Below are 17,165 nucleotides of genomic sequence, written 5' to 3'. Positions count from 1 at the left end.
AAGCGCCGACCAGGAACCGACCGGTGCGGTCACTTCTGTTCGAGCGGGTAGACCTTCACCTCCACCCGGCGATTCTTCGCATGATTACCGGCGTCCGCCGGGTCTGCGGGCCGGTCCCACCCGATCCCGTTCGTCGAGAACTGGTTGGGGTTCATGGAGGTGAACTTGCGCACGATCGCTTCCTTCACCGCGTTGGCGCGCCGGAGCGACAGCTCTTGGACGTCCGCGGCGGTCACCGTCCCGGCGTTCCGCATCGACCCGTCGGTGTGGCCCTCGATGACGATGCGCGAGGCCCCGTACTGTCCGGCGAGGCGTCCAATTTCCTCGACCACGTTGTTCACGTTGGGGTCGTACAGTTCCTCGATCGTCTTTCCGTCCGCCGTCTTGCTCACCTTCTTGTAGATGGAGTCGGAGTTCGGATAGAACTGGATCACCACGGCCTTGGTCAGGATCTCGTTCGACTCGGCCTGCACGGCGAGGGCCGTGGTGGGCACGAAGGAGATCTGGTACGTGTCCTTCTGGTTCGCGTACTTGGGGTCCTTCGCCAGCTTCGCGAGGACGGAGCCATCGAACACCTGGTCGAACGGGACCGGGTTCCCGGAGAGGGAGCCGACCTTGCGGTACAGGAAGTAGGCCGTCTCGAAGGTCCGCTGGAAGTTGGCCGGGTTGTTCGCGTTCAGGAAGAACTCGCGGTTTTCGGCAACATTCGTGTTGTGTGCATCGGCGAGCATCGCCAGTGCGTCGGCCTCCGGCAGGGAGTACCCGGTGGCCATGAGCTTGGCCGCCGCCTGCTTGCCGGCATCGGACTCCAGCTGGACCATCGCGTCGAAGATCCCCCGCATCAGCCCTTCGGCGAGATACGGGTGGTCCTTGGCGACGTCGGCCCGGAGGAACCAGGTGTCTGCGATCAGCTTGTTCGCTGTCTGCGTGTTGACCAACATCTTGTTCCCGCTCGCCTTGGACAGGTTGTAGATGTCCGGCGACCACGAGACCGCGCACGCGATGCGCTTGTCGGCATTGAAGGCCGCGGCGGCCTGGAAGGCGTCCTGCGTGAACTTCCACTCCACGTCACCCGGCTGCAGCCCACCCGAGATGAGTGTATTGAGGGCGAAGTAGTGCGACGGGGAGTTCTGCGCCAGCACGATGGTCTTTCCCTTGATGTCGGCGACCGAGCGGATGGCATTGCGGCACACGATGCCGTCGCCACCGAACGAGTAGTCGATCTGCTGGTAGACGCGGGGCATCGTGCGCGAATCGCGCTTGAGCTGCTCGAGGAACAGGGGCAACATGTCGACCGTGCCCCAGCCTACGTGGACCTTCCCCGCCGCGTACGCATCCCGCATCGCGACGGGATCGTCGATCAGCGTCAGCTTGACCTTGAACGTCTTCCCGCCCGGGCCCTGCCAGACCTTCCCCGGCTCGAAGCCGTTGTTGGCCAGGATGATCGGCGCCCACCCGGCCCACACGTTCAAGGCAAAGGTGACCGTGTTGTCGGCGAACGGCTCGTAGTTCGAGACCCCGCTGACCGGCGGCATGCGCGTGGGATCCTGGAACTGGATCTTGTCGTACTCCTTGAACGTCGTCAGCGACGCATCATCCGGAGCCTCCACGCCGCCCTGCATGTTCTTGAGGTCGTCGGCGCTGATGGTCGCGCTGTCGCCGTCTGTCCGGCCCTGGAAGCGATATGCCCCGTAACCGATCAGGCCGAGGAGCATAACTGCCATAACGAGGAAGAAGGCCGGACGCGGACCGGAACCTTGGGACATCACGAACTCCTGGTAGCTGGTGACTTGTTGCTGGGGATTTGGGACTGCTGACTGGGGTTGATGCTTGGCGCTAGCCGTTCGTTTGCGGACCCAGGGTCTTGCTCGCCTGGACTTGCGGCGCGGTCTCGGCACTCACCAAGCCCATCTCCACCTCAAACTGCCGCAAGAGATTTTCGCCCATCGCGGCTTCGGCCGCCTGTGCGGCCTTGATCTCCGTCACGCCCTTCGAGGACATGTCGGCGGCCACACGTGCTTCGCCGCGGTGCTTGGCGATTTGCTCCTGCACCAACTCCTCGGCCTGCCCGATCTTCGTGCTGAAGTTCGGTACGATCGATTCCGACACCGCCTCGGCCACGCGAGCGATCTCCGCCTCCGCCTTGGCCATCTGCAGCTCGGCGTGCATCCGCTGCGCCTTCTGCCGCAGGGTGACGATGTCCTTTTGGGCTTGCTGAAACTTGAGCAGGTGGTTCTGGTATGCCTCGTTATGCATCCCAAGCTGGCCCTCATTGTTCGTGAGGTCCTGCTTGACCTGCTGCAACTGGATCGCCAGCTGGGCGGCCACCTCCCGGTGCCCCGCCTGAAGGTGCGCCCGGATCTGGCCCTCCAGCCGCTGGACGTTCTGCTTGCCCGACGCCACCTGCATGTTCACGCGTTCGACGAGCCCGCGATACTGCTCCAGGCCCGCGCGCCCTTCCTGCAGGCGCGCCGTCGCCTGATCCACTTCCAGTTGCAGGATCGCGATCGGATCCCGCGACCAGAAGAAGTTCGCGAGCTTGTTGATGGCGGCCTTGAAGGCGGTGGCGAATTTGTCGAGGATCATCGTGTCTGAAGTGGGAACCACGCCCATGGGTGATGCTTCCTGACTACTGTCGTTTGACGGGAAATGTGTCAGCCGGTGCAAGGGTTTCGCCGGCGTCCACCGCCTCTGCCAAAATGCGTCCGCGGTACAGTGTGTCGAGACTCGCCTGCAGGGCAACCGCGTTGCGCGCCTCCAACAGGGTGCCGCGCACCTCCTGGACGAATCCGAAGTTCTCGGCGCCGACATCAAATGCCACCATTAGCAGGCGCACGGCACCGTCGCTCCGGCGGGCAATCTCGCGGGCCACCGCTCCCGGGTCGCGGCCTTCGGTGTTTTCGCCGTCCGTGACCACCAGGATGTACTTACGGATGGTCCCGGCGCCGTAGAGGTCCTCGACCGCCACGTTCATGGCGTCTCCGATGGCCGTCGCCCCATCGGGCGGCGGCAGGGTGGCGAGGGCACTCGCGAGCTGTTCGCGATCGTACGGCCCGATCGGCAGCGCCCGTTCGACCCCGCTGCTGAATACGTACAGCCCAACGTTGACCGGGAATCCCGCCTGCCGCGCCACAAAGGCCTCGGTTTGTTCCAGCACCCGGGCGAGCACGTCGCGCGCGATCCGGAACTTCGGGGCGCCCGCGTCGTCGCCGGGGACATCCTCCATGGAGCCGGAGTTGTCCAGCAGGATCGCCACCGATGCCCCCAAGCCTTCCTGGACGCGCGGCCGATACCGCGCCGTGTCTGCCGGTGCCTCGTCCGCCAGCTCGCGCCGCTCGACCTCGGACCGGCACAGCGACACGAAGACAATAACGGCGATGGAGACCAACGCATTCCGGACTTTCATGGGGGGCGCGAGAGGGGCGGGACCGGACGCACACCGGCCCCCACAAACATGCGGGGGGCCGGCGCGTCAGGGAATACGGAACCTCAGCCGTCTTGCCGAGGCCGACGCTCCATTCCCTCAAGCTGACGCAGGGTTTCTGCGCCGTAGAACATGCGGATGTAGCGCACCTGCGTGGGCGTCAGCTTGCGAACGGCCCAGCTCAAGTGCACAAAGTGCGGCTCGACCGGGGCGTGCAGTGGATGCATGCCGATCTCGTTCGGCATGCGGTTCGACTTCCGGGTGTTGCAGGACGAACACGCCGTGACGACGTTGGTCCACTCGTTCGACCCGCCGCGCGACAAGGGGATCAGGTGGTCACGCGTGAGTGCCTCGCGCGGCTTGAGGTCAAAGGCCGTGCGCCCGCAGTACTGGCAGGTGTATTCGTCGCGCGCAAAGAGGAACGTATTCGTCACCTGACGCCGAAATTTGCGCGGCACGTGGATGAACTTCGTCAGGCGGATCACCGCCGGCCGGGGCATCGTCAACCGCTCGGACCGCACCTCGCGACCGGTTTCGGCCTCGACAATCTCGGCCTTGCCATCGATGACCAGGCGCAGGGCGCGCTTGAGCGGAACCATGGTCAATGGTTCGAACGACGCATTCAGTGCGAGGCAGCCTACGACCACCGGGAACCTCCTCTCCCTGAAAAAACAAAACTCCCATCATGACGGCGCAGACGGGAGTTCAGGAGCAGGCGGGCGACGGGACGACTGTCCCGACTCCTCCTCCAGGCGACCAGTGCCGGCGCGGAACTCCTCCGGGCGGTGGCCACCCTCCCCTGAATCACGTCGCGCGGTTGCACCTGAATCAAGACCTCGCCCGCGGGACCGGCGTCAACCACCCGAACCGATCTGTCACCTGCCCCTTGGCAATCCCCATGAACGCCTGCTGGATCGCGAGCGTCGCTGGTCCGGGCTTGCCGTCTCCCACCGGGAGCCGGTCGATCGACTTCACCGGCGTGATCTCCGCGGCCGTTCCCGAGAAAAACACTTCGTCCGCCAGGTAGAGGAACTCGCGGGGAAGCTGCGTCTCGCGCACCTCCATCCCGAGGTCGCGCGCGAGGGTGATGACCGTGTCCCGTGTGATCCCGTGCAGGATCGCGTTGCTCATTTGCGACGTGTACAGCACCCCATCGCGGACCATGAACAGGTTCTCGCCGCTCCCCTCCGAGACAAAGCCGAACGAGTCCAGCATGATTCCCTCGCTGTAGTCGTCCTGCTTGGCCTCCACCTTGGACAGCTGCGAATTGAGGTAGTTCCCCCCTGCCTTGGCCATGGTCGGGAAGGTGTCCGGCGCCGCACGACGCCAGCTCGACACCCGCACATCCACGCCATTCGCCAAGGCGTCGTGCCCGAGGTAGTGGCCCCACTTCCAGCAAATGATGAAGACCTCGGCCGGGACGCCGACGGGGTAGAAGCCCATCTGCTCACCAGTCCGCACGACGATGGGTCGGATGTAGCACTCCTCGAGCCCGTTCGCGGCGATGGTATCCACCGTGGCCTGCATCAGGTCCTCGACGGAATAGCGCATGGGAAACCGGTAGATCTTTGCCGATTCAACCAACCGTCTCATGTGCTCGCGCAGCCGGAAAACCGCGCCGCCCGTCGGGGTCTGGTAACAACGGACCCCCTCGAAGACCGAGGAGCCGTAGTGCACGACGTGCGACATGACGTGGATGGTGGCATCCTCCCAGTTGAGGAGTTCCCCGTCCCGCCAGATCTTCGACGTCTTGCCAGACGATGCGTCCGCCATTCGGCCTCCAGAGCTCTGGAGGGAAGTCTAGCGGCCCGGCCACGGCGGATGGAGGGGTCCGGTGTGCCCCAGAGGTATCAGTTCAGGCGTGAGAGGGCCTGCCCCGTGTCGGCCACCACGGCAAGATCCGAGCGGATGTCGCGGACCAGCACCCCTCCGCGTACCAACTCGACGCCGTCGACCGCCACCATTTGCGCTCGTCGTCCGGCTGCCCCGAACACGAGGGTGTCTTCCGGGCGGAATCCAGGGCCGTCCCGCACGGGATCGGCGGCGAAGGACACAAGGTCGGCTGCCTTCCCGGGTTCCAGGGTCCCGATGGTCGCCGCCAGACCTAACGCCTCCGCGCCACCTCGCGTCACCATGTGCAGGAGCGCGGACGCCGTTGGCACTGCCGCTCGCCCGGTGAGCGCGCGTTGCTGGAACACAGCGAGGCGCGCGTCGTCCAGCAGGTCCATGCGGTTGCTACTCGCGACCGAATCGCTCCCCAGTCCAACCGGAATGCCCGCCGCGATCATGTCCAGGAGCGGCGCCGTCCCGTGCCCCAGCTTTGCGTTCGACGCCGGACAGTGGGCGATCCCCGCCCCCGAGGCTCGCACGAGCTCCAGGTCGGATGCGGACGCGCGGACCGCATGTACGAGGAGGGCCCGCGTTTCCAGGACGCCCAGCGCCTGGAGCAAGGCGATCGGTGAGGAGCTGCGGGGCACGACCTCGATGCCGCGAGCGCGCCAGGCATCCGCAAATACCCCGTTGCCCTCCACCACCAGTGCCTGTTCGGCCTCGCTCTCGGCGATATGCACCGTCAGCGGAACGTCCAGCGCTCGGGCGAGAGCTGCCGTCTCGGCGAAGAGCGCGTCGCTGACGGTGTATGGCGCGTGGGGTGAAACACCCACGGACACCCGCGGCGTGGCCTGCGCCCCCCACCGTTCGACTTCGGAGCGCAGCCCGGCCACCGCCTCGCCGGCCTGCACGGGGTGCGGGCCAAACACTTCGCGGAACATCACCCCCCGGACCCCCATGTCCCGCATCGCCGGCAGCGACTCCCCGCTATCGCTCACATCCGCGTAGGTGGTAATCCCGGCGAGCAGCCCCTCAGCAATCCCGGCGCACGCGGCGGCCCGGCGCCGCTCCGGGGTCATGACGTGCTCACGGGACCTTGTCAGTCGCAAGATCCACGGTCGAAAATCGAGGTCCTCGAGGTACCCCCGCATGGCGGTGAGTTCGAGATGGGCATGCACGTTCACCAACCCCGGCATCAGGATCGAGGCGCCAAGGTCGACCCGAAGGCCCGGGGGAGCGTCGATCGCACGGCCAACCCACGAGATCTTCGCGCCCTCCACCGCGACAGCGCCATCGGCGATGGCAGGGCCGGAGATCGGCAGCACCCAGCGCGCGTGATACACGCGCAGTGTCATGTGCCGGGGATCTTGAACGGGTTCGCAGTTTCCGCCTTCTTCGGGGCGGCTTTGGGCGCAGTGGCTGGCGCCGCGGCAGGACGCCCCACCGCGGTGTCTCGCTGCGGGGCGATGAGGAACGGATTCGCCCCCGAACACCCGGCGCCCTCCGTTCCTGCGAGGAAGTACTCCTGGAATGCCCCGTTCGGGCCGCACGCGTCCCCCAGGACGACCTGCTCGGGTCGCGGCCAATCTGGCGGGGCCGGCTTGCGACGATAGGTCTCCAGCATGAACTGCGTAAACGCGGGCGCAGCCAGTCGCCCACCCTGGGCATTCGCCATGATCTTCTTTGGCTTGTCGAAGCCCATCCAGACGCCGGCCACCAGGTCGGCGGTGAAGCCGATGTACCAGACGTCCGCACCATCGTTCGTCGTACCGGTCTTGCCGCCCGACGGCACATGGAAGCCCGCTCCCCACACGCTCCCCGCGGCCGTCCCCCGCTGGACGACGCCCTTCAACATGTCGACCATCAACCACGCTTCCGCGGGACTCATCACCTCCTGCGACTTGCCCGACGGCTTCCACAGCACCTCGCCACGTGGGCTCTCGACACGCAGGATGGCATTAGGCTCTGCGTAGGCCCCCAGCGTCGCGAAGGTGGAGTAGGACGCCACCATTTGCAGGGGGAAGACATCGGCGGACCCAATGAAGATCGACGGCACGCGAGGAATCGCCGTGCGGAGCCCCATGGCCCGTGCCGTCTCGATCACCGCGGCCTCCCCGACATCCATCCCGGCCCGGATCGCCACGAGGTTGCGCGACTGCGCGAACCCGTAGCGCATTGTTTGCGGGCCCCCAAACGTCCCGTCGTAGTTCCCGGGCGTCCAGATTGACCCGTCCACTTGGGGCATCTCGATCGGCGCGTCGTCATAGATCGTCGCGGGCGACCTGCCTTGCATGATCGCCGTGGCGTACACCACCGGCTTGAACGTAGACCCCGGCTGCCGCAGGGCCTGCGACGCCCGGTTGAACTTGGAATCATCGAAGTCCCGGCCGCCAATCATGGCCCGCACTGCGCCGCTCCGGGGCTCCACGGCGACAAAGGCGCCCTGGAGGTACGGCGACTCCGCGGCGTCCCCGCCCACCGTCGTCCCCCGCGCCAGATGCTGCTCGAACGTGGTGTGCGGGAACTTCCCGTACTTTCCGCCCTCAATCGTTCGCAGCTGGGTTTCCAACGCCCGATCGGCGGCGGCCTGCATGTCCAGGTCCAGCGTCGTGAAGACGCGCAGCCCCTCATCATACAGCCGCGCCCCGAACTTCTTCTCGAGCTGCTGCCGGACAAACTCCACGAAGTAGGGCGCGATATCGCCGGACTCGGTGCGTTGAGCCAGCTGCAGCGGGTACGCCTTGGCTAACGATGCCTCCTCGTCCTCCACCGCGCCCTGCCGCCGCATCAGCTCGATAATCGTGTTCCGCCGCATGATCGCCCGGTCGGGGTACCGGCGCGGGTTGTACCGCGTCGGTGCCTTGGGAATCGCGGCCAGCGTTGCCGCCTCGGCCAACGTGAGATCGCGCACTGACTTGCCGAAATACCGCTGCGACGCCGTCTCTACGCCAAACGCCCCAGATCCCAGGTTGATCTGGTTGAGGTACAGCTCGAGGATCCGCTCCTTTGGATACCGCCCCTCGATCATCAGGGCGACGCGCGCTTCACGCAGCTTGCGCACGAGACTGCCCATCGACACCGACCGCTCCCGCGAAATCTGGTCCGGGAAGACGTTGCGGGCGAGCTGCATGGTGATCGTCGAGAACCCCTCCGCAAAGCTGCCGGCACGGAGGTTGGCCAGAACCGATCCGGGGATCCGCAAGAAGTCGATCCCACCGTGACTGAAAAACCGCTTGTCCTCGGTGCTGACAAACGCATTCCGCACCACCGCCGGAATGTCGTCGTACGAGACCAGGGTCCGCCGCTCCAAGCCGAGCTCGGCAATAAAGCGCCCATCGACCGCGTACAACTTTGACGTCTGGCTGGGCTGGTAACTGTCGAGGATCTCCACGGAGGGGCATCGACCACCGCGGCACACCAGCGCGAAGCCACCGTAGACACCACCCAGGCCGGCGCCGACCCCGAAAACCGTTGCAAGCGCCAGACGGCGGGTCGCGACAGGATGGCGCTGGAACCAGCCCGGCCTGCCCCCCCCGCGGCGGCGCCCCGGACCGCGGAGTTTGGACAGGCGCGAAACGAAGCGGCGAAGCAGCTGGCGCATGGATGAAATGGTAACACCGAACGGTGGCATTTGCTCCGGGCGCGGATCACACCCGTGACGGCCCGCACCGCCGTTCCTTACTTTGCTTGCCATGACGCCATTCTTACACGAACTGACCTGGCGGGGACTCCTGCACCAGGCCACAGAGGGCGCCGATGCCGCGCTCCAGGCTGGACCGGTGAGCGGGTACGTCGGGTTCGACCCCACCGGCTCGTCGCTTCACGTGGGCCACCTGGTACAGGTCATGGGGCTCGTCCACCTCCAGCGCGCGGGTCACCGCCCGATCGCACTGGTCGGCGGCGGCACGGGAATGATCGGCGACCCTTCCGGTCGCAGCGCCGAGCGCAACCTGCTCACCCTCGACCAGGTCGCACAGAACGCGTCCTCCATCCAGAAGCAGCTGGAGCACTTCCTCGACTTCACCGGGCCGGCCGCGGCGCGCATGCGCAACAACGCCGACTGGCTGCTGTCCGTCTCGCTGGTGGACTTCCTGCGCGACGTGGGCAAGCACTTCAGCGTGAACTACATGCTGGCGAAGGACAGCGTCCGATCGCGCATGGAGGTGGGGATCTCCTACACCGAGTTCTCCTACATGCTGTTGCAGGCGTACGATTTCCTGCAGCTCAACGCCCGCGACGGGGTCACGCTCCAGATGGGGGGCTCCGACCAATGGGGCAACATCACGGCCGGGACGGAACTGATCCGTCGGTCCTCCGGACACGAGGTATTCGGCGTCACCCTCCCGCTGGTGACGACGGCCGACGGCAAGAAGTTCGGCAAGACGGCCGAAGGCACGAGTGTCTGGCTCGATCCAGCGCGCACCTCGCCGTACGCGTTCTTCCAGTTCTGGATCAACGTGGACGACCGCAATGCCGGGGAGTACCTCCGCATGTTCACCCTGATGCCGCGTGAGGAGGTCGAGGCGCTCGACCAGGCCGTGGAGGAACGGCCGGACAAGCGCGAGGCCCAGGCGGCGCTCGCGCTCGACGTCACGACGCGAGTCCACGGCCCGGATGCGGCGCGCGCGGCGCGGGAGGCCTCTCGCGTGGTGTTCGACCGCAAGGCCGACGTCCGCGAGCTCCCGTTGGCGGTGCTGGAGATGTTGCGCGCGGAACTGCCCGGAGCGCTCCTGCCGGCAGGGGACAGCTTGTCCGTGCTCGACGCCCTGACCGAATGCGGCCTGGCCAAGTCGCGAGGCGAAGCCCGGCGCCAACTCCAGCAGGGCGCAGTCTCGGTGAATGGGCGCAAGCTTGGCGCGGAGGAGTTGGTGGTCCCGCGTCATGAGGCGGTCCACGACCGCTACTTCGTCGTGCGCAAGGGCGGGCGCGAGGTCGCGATCGGGGAGCTCCCGCCGAGCTGACTCCGGCCTCCGGCCGCGCTCACCCCTGGCGCAGCACCTCCACGGCGCGTTCGATGTGCGCGGGTGGGGTGAAGACGTGCGGCGACAGGCGGATCGCGCCCTCGCGGAGGGAGTGGATCACCCCAACGTCCGCGAGGCGGCGGGACGTCGCAGCTGCATCAGGCGGTTTGACAGACACGATCCCGGCCCGCCGATCCGGGTGCGGCGGGGTCACAAGTTCCAACCCGGCGTCACGCGCCCCCTCCATCAGGGTCCCGGTGAGGCCACGGATGCGGGCCGTGGCCTCGTGATATCCGATCTCCGCCAGGACCTCCAGTGAGGCGTTCATCACCGCGAAATCCTGGTACGGCAGCGACACCATCTCGAACCGACGCGCGTCGGGCCAGTAGGTGAACCGATAGTCGAGGAGCCGCGTGAAGTCGTCCGTCCCTTCCATGCTCATCCAGCTCACCTGCCGCGGCTCCAGCTCCCGGACGAGTGCGTCCCGCACGTACACGAATCCGCTCCCCCAGGGCGAGAGCAACCACTTCTGCGTCCCGCACGCGAGAATGTCGATTGGTGTCTGTCGCACATCCAACGTCAACGGCCCCAACCCCTGGATGGCATCCACCACGAAGTACACCCCGCGCGCGCGACACGCCGCACCGAGTCGATGCAGGTCGAGCCGCATCCCGCTCTCAAACGACACCCAGGAGACCACCAACGCCTTGACCCTTGGCTGTTCGATGGCGGCGAGCAGCGCGTCCTCGTCGAACAACCGATCACGACACGGCACGAGGCGAAAGTCGACGCCGACATCACGCGCCATCGCCATCCACGGGTAGACGTTCGCGGGAAAGTCGCGATCACTCGCCACCACCACGTCACCGCGCGCGAAGGGGAGCGAACGCGCCGCGAGGTTGAGCCCATACGAGGTATTCACCATCAAGGCGATCTCCCCCGGCGACGCCCCGATCATCGACGCGAGGAGCGCGCGCGACCGGTCCAGGGTCGCGAACTGCTCGGTCGCGCCATAGGTCCACGGTTCGGCCCGTCGATCGGCTTGCTCCCGGGCGACGCGCCGCGCCCGCTCGGGCAACGGCCCGGTCGAGGCACTGTTGAGGTAGATGGTGTCCTCGCGAACCCGCGGGAATTCCCGCGCCACAATTTCATCAAGTGTCGTCATGGGGTCGTTTGCCCTTCGCGATCTGCTGTCTGCCCGTTGCCGTCTGCCATCTCGCACACCGCGTCACGCCACCGGGTCCCGCAAAGCGGGCGGCGTGTCGGGTGGCTGCCGCTTCCAGCGCCGATGATGCCAGAAATACTGCTCGGGATAACGTCGGACGAGACGCTCGAGCGCGCTGGTGAACCGCTGTACGGTGGCGTCCACGTCCGCATCACGATCTCCCGTCGTGATCACGGGAATTTCCTCGGCCATGAATCGGTACCGTCCCGACGGTTGCAGCACCGCGGCGCAAAACACCACGGGAGCGTGGAACTTGAGCGCGAACACGGCGGGTCCGCGTGGCGTCTTGGCTGGGCGCCCGAAGAAGGTGACAAACGACGACGCCAGGCCGAGCACCCCTTGATCCGCCACCAGGGCGGCGTGACGTCCTTCCTTGAGCCCTCGCGTGATCTGGCGCACCGCGTCGCTGTCGTAGATCACGTGCATCCCGACCCGCGAACGCGTCCGGTTCAGGAACCCATCAAACAGCGGATTGGCCATCCGACGCACGACGGCGTCCAACGGGAGGCCATGCATCGCCAGGTAGGCACCCGTGAGCTCCCAGTTCCCTACATGGCCGGTGCACAGGACGAGGCCACGCCCGCCTTCCGCCAGGCGCTGGATCAGGGCAAGGTCGCCGTCCTCCTCGAACAGGGCACGGAGTCCCTCCTGTTTGAGGTGCGGGAGCAACGCGAGCTCGATCGCCAGACGCCCCAGGTGCGCATAGGAAGCGCGGGCCATGGCCCCGACCTCCGACGGCGCCATGCCGGGAAATGCCGCGGCGAGTTGGCGCTCCACGGTGGTCCGCCGGATGCCTAACGGGCGGTATCCCAGCCGCCCGATGAACGCCCCCACACGGCGCGCCACGTTGAGCGGCATCAGGCGCAGGGCGGCCGTCACCGCACGCAACGCACCGTACTCCAGTCGGTGCCGCAGGCGCGGGGGTTTCACCGCTCCTCCGTCGTGACGCGTTCCACAAAGGCCAGGGTCTCGCGCGCGACGCGATCCCAGTTGTAGTGCGCTTCCGCCGCCTGGCGTCCGGCCGCCCCCATCGCGCGTCGGCGGGCGTCGTTGGACAACAGCCCGCGGATCGTCGCGGCGAGCAGGGTCGCATCGTCCGGCGCGATCACGAGCCCCGTCTCCCCATCGCGCACGGCGGACCGGACACCGCCCGAGTCCCCGGCCACCACGGGCACGCCACTGGCAGACGCCTCTACAAAGGAAATGCCGAACCCCTCGACATTGATGCCGTGGTCCAGCCGCGACATCCCGACATACACGGACGCCGTGGCATACGCTTCCGCGACCAGATCGTCGGAGACGGCACCGAGAAAATGCACACGTCCGGCGACGCCGCGCGCCACCGCGCGGGCCTCGAACGCAGCGCGATACTCACCGCCACCCACCACCAGGTAGTGGACGTCGGGATCGAGGTGCGGCAGGGCATCGATCACGGTGTCCTGCCCCTTGTGCGGCACCAATCGCGCAATGGTGACAAGCAGCGGCGCCCCGCCAATGCCCAGCTGTCGACGCAACGTCCCCTGGTCCCGAGCGGGGTGGAAGTGCACCGGATCGGTCCCGAGGTCAATCGCGGCCACCTCGGGCAGCCCCCGCACACCGCTGCTGCGCATCACGCGGCGCGCGAGGTCAGCCGTCCAGGCGGAATTGGCAACGATCCCCCGCGCGTGGCCGAGGATGTCGCGCGCGGACCACCGCTTGATGCCCTGCTCGCCCACCTTGCGCTCCTCCCGCAGCAGGTCTCCGCCATTCACATAGACAACATACGGAAAGTTTCGCATGCGACGCGCCATCATCACGGCATACCCGCACGGACGGATGTTACCGAGGTGCACGACACCGACGCCGCGATCGAGCAGGCGCACGAGGTGCGCTGCCCACCGCACCTGGTTCGTGAACACCTTCGCCTGCGCGAAGGGGAAGCGCTCGCGAGCGATCGCATACGGCTCCTGCGCGTCGAACGGCGCCGCCTCCGGCGCCGCCACGGTGGAGACCAGGACGGACCCGTGGGGAAACCGGCGACACAGCTCCACGTGGCGCCGGGCCATGCCCCCGAGGTCGGGCGCGTAGTCCTGCGTGAGGAACAGGTGCTGCCTCATCGCGCCCTGCGGTCCAGGGCCCAAAGCTGCGCATACTTGGCCGCCACGCTGACGGCCCCCAGCGCGGCAAGGACGGTCCCATGCGCGCCGTCCCGCCACCCCTGGCGCACGAGCCACATCGTCACGAAACGCAGCGGGGGACGCACGACGATGTCCACGAGACGCGCGCGACGTCCGCGCGCGTGCTGCTGGGCAGCCCACCACCCAGAGTAGCGCTGCAACTTCTCGAAGTACTCCCCGAGGGTCGCGTAGGGTTCGTGGACCAACGGCGTCGGGAGGTCGCTCACCGGGCCATCCACCACCACATGTTCATGCACCGGACGCTCATCGTACCGCAGCTCACGGCGAAAAAGACGTACCGGTCGATCCTTCTCCCACCCGCCATGCCGAATCTCACGGCCCAGGAACAGGTTGCGCCGTCGAACCCGCCAGGCGCTGGGTCCATCCTGCGCGATGGCCTGTCGCACCGCCTCACCCACGTCGGGCGTGGCGCGTTCGTCCGCATCGAGCACCAGGATCCACGGGTGGCGCGCGCGGGCGATGGCGACGTTGCGCTGCGCACCAATCGTGGTAAACGGGTGGCTGAAAACGGTGGCCCCCGCGCGTCGCGCGCACTCGACCGTGGCATCGGTCGAGTCGTTCTCCACCACGAGCACCTCGTCGGCCCACGACACACTGAGGATGCACGCCGCGATCTCGTCGGCTTCGTTGCGCGCGGCCATCACGACCGTCACCGCGACCTTGGGGGCGTTCATGGGCGCACGCGCGAAGCATCGCGGGACGCGCGCGCCGCCCCTTCAAAGCCGGCCAACATCTCCCGCAGCTGAAACTCACGCTCCACGCGCGAGCGCCCGGCACCCCCCATGGTCGCGCGACGCGGCGCATCGGCCAACAGGACCGTGGTCTCCGCCGCCATCGTCGGCGGATGCAGGCTCGACAGCAACACGCCGTGTATGCCATCGGTGAGGTACCGCGCCGTGACCGGGGTGCGCTCGGCCAACGGGACGATACCGTGCGCCATCAGGTGCAACACGCCGAGCCCGGCATCGTCGCCGTCGGCCACCACCCATCCAGCACTGACCCCGTCCAGCACGTCGACGGCACGCGATCCCTGCGGATACCACTCGACGCGGCCCGCCAGTCCCAGCGCGGTCGCCAGCACGTGCAGGTCAGGGTCGGCGGCGGCGGACCCGATCACCCGCAGCCGGAGCTGGTCGTGTCGCTGCGCGAGCATGGCCACGGCGCGAACCACCTGAGTCGCGCGACGAATCGCCTCGTTAGCGGCGATGCAGGCGACGACCGCGTAGGGATCGCGCACCGGCGGAGGCGCCTCCTCGGGCACCTCGACACCCAGTTCAACACGCACGGCGGGCGGGAGCCCCGACCGGGTCGCCGCGGCCGGAGGAGCTTCGCTGGTGGAGAGGTACCGCGTGGGCCACCAGCGCTCGGCGCGCAGGGTGCGTGTCGTGACTTCAAGGGACCCGCCCGCGCCGATGCGTCGCACCAGGGCCCCGCGACCCACCTTGCGGAGCGCATGCGCGACCATGAAGTGCTCCCCCTCTGCGTGCACGAAAACCGTGTCGCTGTGGTGTTCCTCGATGATTTCGCGGATGCGGAGCGCGTCCGCGCGGGCGCGCCGCACGGCGTCCAGGGCGAAGGGCCGCGCGGCCGATCGCGTCACGAGGCGCGCCATCGCGCTCCCGTCCGGGGCCGCGACCGCCGTCTCATGCCCGCGCGACGCCAACGCATGAGCAACCGTCGCGAACACGCGCGCGGGGCCGGACCATCCTGCGGCCGCATGGACGAACAGGAGCCGCATCGTCAGCCCGGGGCCGGCGTCGCGGCAAACTGCAGGTCGTGGAGGCGCCGGTACGTGCCCCCCTCCCGCGCGACCAGCTCCGCGTGCGTTCCCGCCTCTACCACCCGCCCCCCCTCGAGCACGAGGATGCGGGACGCATGCGTCACCGTGGACAGGCGATGCGCGATGACGAACACGGTACGACCTGCGAGCAGCCGATCGATCGCTTCCTGCACCTGGCGCTCGGATTCGGTGTCGAGCGCCGACGTGGCCTCGTCGAGGATCAGGATCGGCGGGTCCGACAACAGGGCGCGCGCAATGGCGAGACGTTGGCGTTGCCCACCCGATAATCGTGTCCCGCGTTCGCCCAGCACGGTGGCATACCCCTCGGGCAGGGCCTGGATGAACTCGTGCGCGTTGGCCGCCCGGGCCGCGGCCTCCACCTGCGCGTCGGTGAAGCGGCCTGGTGATGCATAGGCAATGTTGTTACGCACCGTGTCATTGAAGAGCACGGTGTCCTGTGACACGATCCCGGTGAGTGACCGCAGTGACCGGAGGGTGAGTTCGCGGGTGTCCACACCGTCCAGCAGGATCCGGCCGCTGCCCACGTCGTGGAAGCGCGGGATCAGGTCCACCAGGGTACTCTTGCCGGCCCCACTCGGTCCCACGAGCGCGACAAGGTCGCCGCGCCGTGCCGTGAACGCGATGTCTTGCAACACTGGGGCGCCGTCATAGGCAAACCCCACCTGGTCGAAGACGATCTCGCCGCGAAACGCTGCGACGTCCTTGTGCCCGGTGTCCCGCTCCACCGGGTGATCGATGACCTCGAACACCCGTGCAGCGGCGGCCAGGGACTGCTGAGCCATCGCCTGGACCTGCGACAGCTGCTTGAGCGGCTGCAACATGCGCATGACGATCACCAGGAAGGCGATCAGCATGGACGCATCCAACAGCCCGGCCTGGACCTGACGGGCGCCAACCCAGAGGATGACCATTGCGATCGCCGTGGCCAGCGTCTCGGTAATCGGCTGCGCCGTGTTGGTCAGCCGGGCCACCCGTACCATGCCGCTCGCGTACCGGCCGCTCGCCGCGGTGAACCGGTCCACCTCGAACGCCTCGGCGCCCGTCGCCTTCACCAGGCGAATCCCGCTAATGGCCTCCTGCGCCGTGCTGGTCAGGTCGCCGTACTGGTTCCCCAGTCGCCCGTGCCCCTTTCGCAACTTGCGCAGGAGGGGCTGCAGGAGGCCAATCAGCAGCGGCGCGACGACGAGGGCGAGCATCGACAGCCGCCAGGACGTGGCGAAGAGCCACGTCAGCGACACCAGAATGGTCGCCCCGCTCTGGATCGAGCGGGTCACGGCCTCAGTGATCACCTGCTTGGTCGTCTGCGTGTCCGAGAACAGCCGGGCGAGCACCTGCCCCGCGCGCGTGCGCGTGAACCAGCTCAACGGCAGGCGTTGCAGGTGCGCGTAGAGCGCGTGCCGCAGGTCGCGGGTGATATACTCTTGCAGGCTGGCACCCACCTGGCCGCTCACCCACACCAGCGCATTCTTCGCTACCACCGCGGCCAGGATCACCACGATGATGTTGCGCAGGGACGTCATCGTGTCGTCGGCCACGAGGATGCGCTCAAACAGCGGTTGCAACCGGTCGCTAACGGCCCGCCCGGTGGCCTGCTGTCCGAACAGCAGGTCGAGGAACGGGATGAGGAGCGTCAGGGAGAAGACGTCCAGGACGGCCGCGCCCAGGTTGCACGCCACGGCCACCGCCATGCGCCAGGCGTGCGGACGAAGGAAGGGAAAGAGCCGACGCAGCATGGTCGCGACGCCGC

General features: G+C 67.4%; 14 protein-coding genes. 1 reads left to right on the top strand and 13 read right to left on the bottom strand.

The features are described 5' to 3' along the window. Positions 1-29: 29 nt before the first annotated feature. From IPK85_12460 to IPK85_12430, 7 genes are all read right to left on the bottom strand, one after another. Positions 30-1,724 carry an OmpA family protein gene (locus IPK85_12460; GenBank protein MBK8248201.1) on the bottom strand — a complete coding sequence of 565 codons (1,695 nt, stop codon included), beginning with the start codon at positions 1,722-1,724 and terminating at the stop codon, positions 30-32. 112 nt (positions 1,725-1,836) lie between these two features. Beyond that, on the bottom strand, positions 1,837-2,586 hold the full coding sequence (locus tag IPK85_12455; protein ID MBK8248200.1) for a PspA/IM30 family protein: 750 nt from the start codon (positions 2,584-2,586) through the stop codon (positions 1,837-1,839). Positions 2,587-2,629: 43 nt separating this feature from the next. After that, complete coding sequence (locus tag IPK85_12450) at positions 2,630-3,406, bottom strand: VWA domain-containing protein (protein MBK8248199.1); 777 nt, start codon at positions 3,404-3,406, stop codon at positions 2,630-2,632. A gap of 83 nt (positions 3,407-3,489) precedes the next feature. Continuing rightward, positions 3,490-4,071, bottom strand: a complete 582-nt coding sequence (locus IPK85_12445) for an HNH endonuclease (protein MBK8248198.1) — start codon at positions 4,069-4,071, stop codon at positions 3,490-3,492. Between the two features lie 181 nt (positions 4,072-4,252). After that, entirely contained in the window at positions 4,253-5,197 is a 945-nt protein-coding gene (locus IPK85_12440) for a branched-chain amino acid transaminase (protein MBK8248197.1), read from the bottom strand. A 77-nt stretch (positions 5,198-5,274) separates the two neighbouring features. Further along, entirely contained in the window at positions 5,275-6,609 is a 1,335-nt protein-coding gene (locus IPK85_12435) for an amidohydrolase family protein (protein MBK8248196.1), read from the bottom strand. Next, positions 6,606-8,855: a PBP1A family penicillin-binding protein gene (locus IPK85_12430; protein ID MBK8248195.1), complete on the bottom strand. Its 2,250-nt coding sequence runs from the start codon at positions 8,853-8,855 to the stop codon at positions 6,606-6,608. The genes IPK85_12435 and IPK85_12430 overlap by 4 nt, the downstream gene beginning before the upstream one ends. 91 nt (positions 8,856-8,946) lie before the next feature. On the opposite strand from IPK85_12430, the gene IPK85_12425 reads away from it, so the two are divergent. Next, positions 8,947-10,215 (top strand): tyrosine--tRNA ligase, encoded by a 1,269-nt coding sequence (locus IPK85_12425; protein ID MBK8248194.1) that lies wholly within the window; start codon positions 8,947-8,949, stop codon positions 10,213-10,215. Positions 10,216-10,234: 19 nt separating this feature from the next. On the opposite strand, the gene IPK85_12420 is transcribed toward IPK85_12425, so the two are convergent. The 6 genes from IPK85_12420 to IPK85_12395 all read right to left on the bottom strand — a co-directional run bounded on the left by IPK85_12420 (position 10,235) and on the right by IPK85_12395 (position 17,151). After that, complete coding sequence (locus IPK85_12420) at positions 10,235-11,380, bottom strand: aminotransferase class V-fold PLP-dependent enzyme (GenBank protein ID MBK8248193.1); 1,146 nt, start codon at positions 11,378-11,380, stop codon at positions 10,235-10,237. A 63-nt stretch (positions 11,381-11,443) separates the two neighbouring features. Continuing rightward, positions 11,444-12,370, bottom strand: a complete 927-nt coding sequence (locus IPK85_12415; GenBank protein MBK8248192.1) for a lysophospholipid acyltransferase family protein — start codon at positions 12,368-12,370, stop codon at positions 11,444-11,446. Next, positions 12,367-13,536, bottom strand: a complete 1,170-nt coding sequence (locus IPK85_12410; protein ID MBK8248191.1) for a glycosyltransferase family 4 protein — start codon at positions 13,534-13,536, stop codon at positions 12,367-12,369. Before IPK85_12410 ends, IPK85_12415 begins: the two co-directional genes overlap by 4 nt. Continuing rightward, positions 13,533-14,291 (bottom strand): glycosyltransferase family 2 protein, encoded by a 759-nt coding sequence (locus IPK85_12405; protein ID MBK8248190.1) that lies wholly within the window; start codon positions 14,289-14,291, stop codon positions 13,533-13,535. The genes IPK85_12410 and IPK85_12405 overlap by 4 nt, the downstream gene beginning before the upstream one ends. Then, positions 14,288-15,355 carry a glycosyltransferase family 4 protein gene (locus IPK85_12400; GenBank protein MBK8248189.1) on the bottom strand — a complete coding sequence of 356 codons (1,068 nt, stop codon included), beginning with the start codon at positions 15,353-15,355 and terminating at the stop codon, positions 14,288-14,290. Before IPK85_12400 ends, IPK85_12405 begins: the two co-directional genes overlap by 4 nt. 2 nt (positions 15,356-15,357) lie before the next feature. Further along, on the bottom strand, positions 15,358-17,151 hold the full coding sequence (locus IPK85_12395; protein ID MBK8248188.1) for an ATP-binding cassette domain-containing protein: 1,794 nt from the start codon (positions 17,149-17,151) through the stop codon (positions 15,358-15,360). Positions 17,152-17,165: the final 14 nt, after the last annotated feature.

This window comes from Gemmatimonadota bacterium, assembly GCA_016712265.1.
GTDB lineage: Bacteria > Gemmatimonadota > Gemmatimonadetes > Gemmatimonadales > Gemmatimonadaceae > RBC101.
Note: the sequence above shows the minus strand (reverse complement) of the source record. Positions and strands in the feature narration are given on the sequence as shown.

What these genes read in the sequence shown, in the direction of transcription:
- IPK85_12460 (MBK8248201.1), bottom strand. Translation starts at nt 1,724, where the DNA reads ATGGCAGTTATGCTCCTCGGCCTGATCGGTTACGGGGCATATCGCTTC.
- IPK85_12455 (MBK8248200.1), bottom strand. Translation starts at nt 2,586, where the DNA reads ATGATCCTCGACAAATTCGCCACCGCCTTCAAGGCCGCCATCAACAAG.
- IPK85_12450 (MBK8248199.1), bottom strand. Translation starts at nt 3,406, where the DNA reads ATGAAAGTCCGGAATGCGTTGGTCTCCATCGCCGTTATTGTCTTCGTG.
- IPK85_12440 (MBK8248197.1), bottom strand. Translation starts at nt 5,197, where the DNA reads ATGGCGGACGCATCGTCTGGCAAGACGTCGAAGATCTGGCGGGACGGG.
- IPK85_12435 (MBK8248196.1), bottom strand. Translation starts at nt 6,609, where the DNA reads ATGACACTGCGCGTGTATCACGCGCGCTGGGTGCTGCCGATCTCCGGC.
- IPK85_12430 (MBK8248195.1), bottom strand. Translation starts at nt 8,855, where the DNA reads ATGCGCCAGCTGCTTCGCCGCTTCGTTTCGCGCCTGTCCAAACTCCGC.
- IPK85_12425 (MBK8248194.1), top strand. Translation starts at nt 8,947, where the DNA reads ATGACGCCATTCTTACACGAACTGACCTGGCGGGGACTCCTGCACCAG.
- IPK85_12420 (MBK8248193.1), bottom strand. Translation starts at nt 11,380, where the DNA reads ATGACGACACTTGATGAAATTGTGGCGCGGGAATTCCCGCGGGTTCGC.
- IPK85_12410 (MBK8248191.1), bottom strand. Translation starts at nt 13,536, where the DNA reads ATGAGGCAGCACCTGTTCCTCACGCAGGACTACGCGCCCGACCTCGGG.
- IPK85_12405 (MBK8248190.1), bottom strand. Translation starts at nt 14,291, where the DNA reads ATGAACGCCCCCAAGGTCGCGGTGACGGTCGTGATGGCCGCGCGCAAC.
- IPK85_12400 (MBK8248189.1), bottom strand. Translation starts at nt 15,355, where the DNA reads ATGCGGCTCCTGTTCGTCCATGCGGCCGCAGGATGGTCCGGCCCCGCG.
- IPK85_12395 (MBK8248188.1), bottom strand. Translation starts at nt 17,151, where the DNA reads ATGCTGCGTCGGCTCTTTCCCTTCCTTCGTCCGCACGCCTGGCGCATG.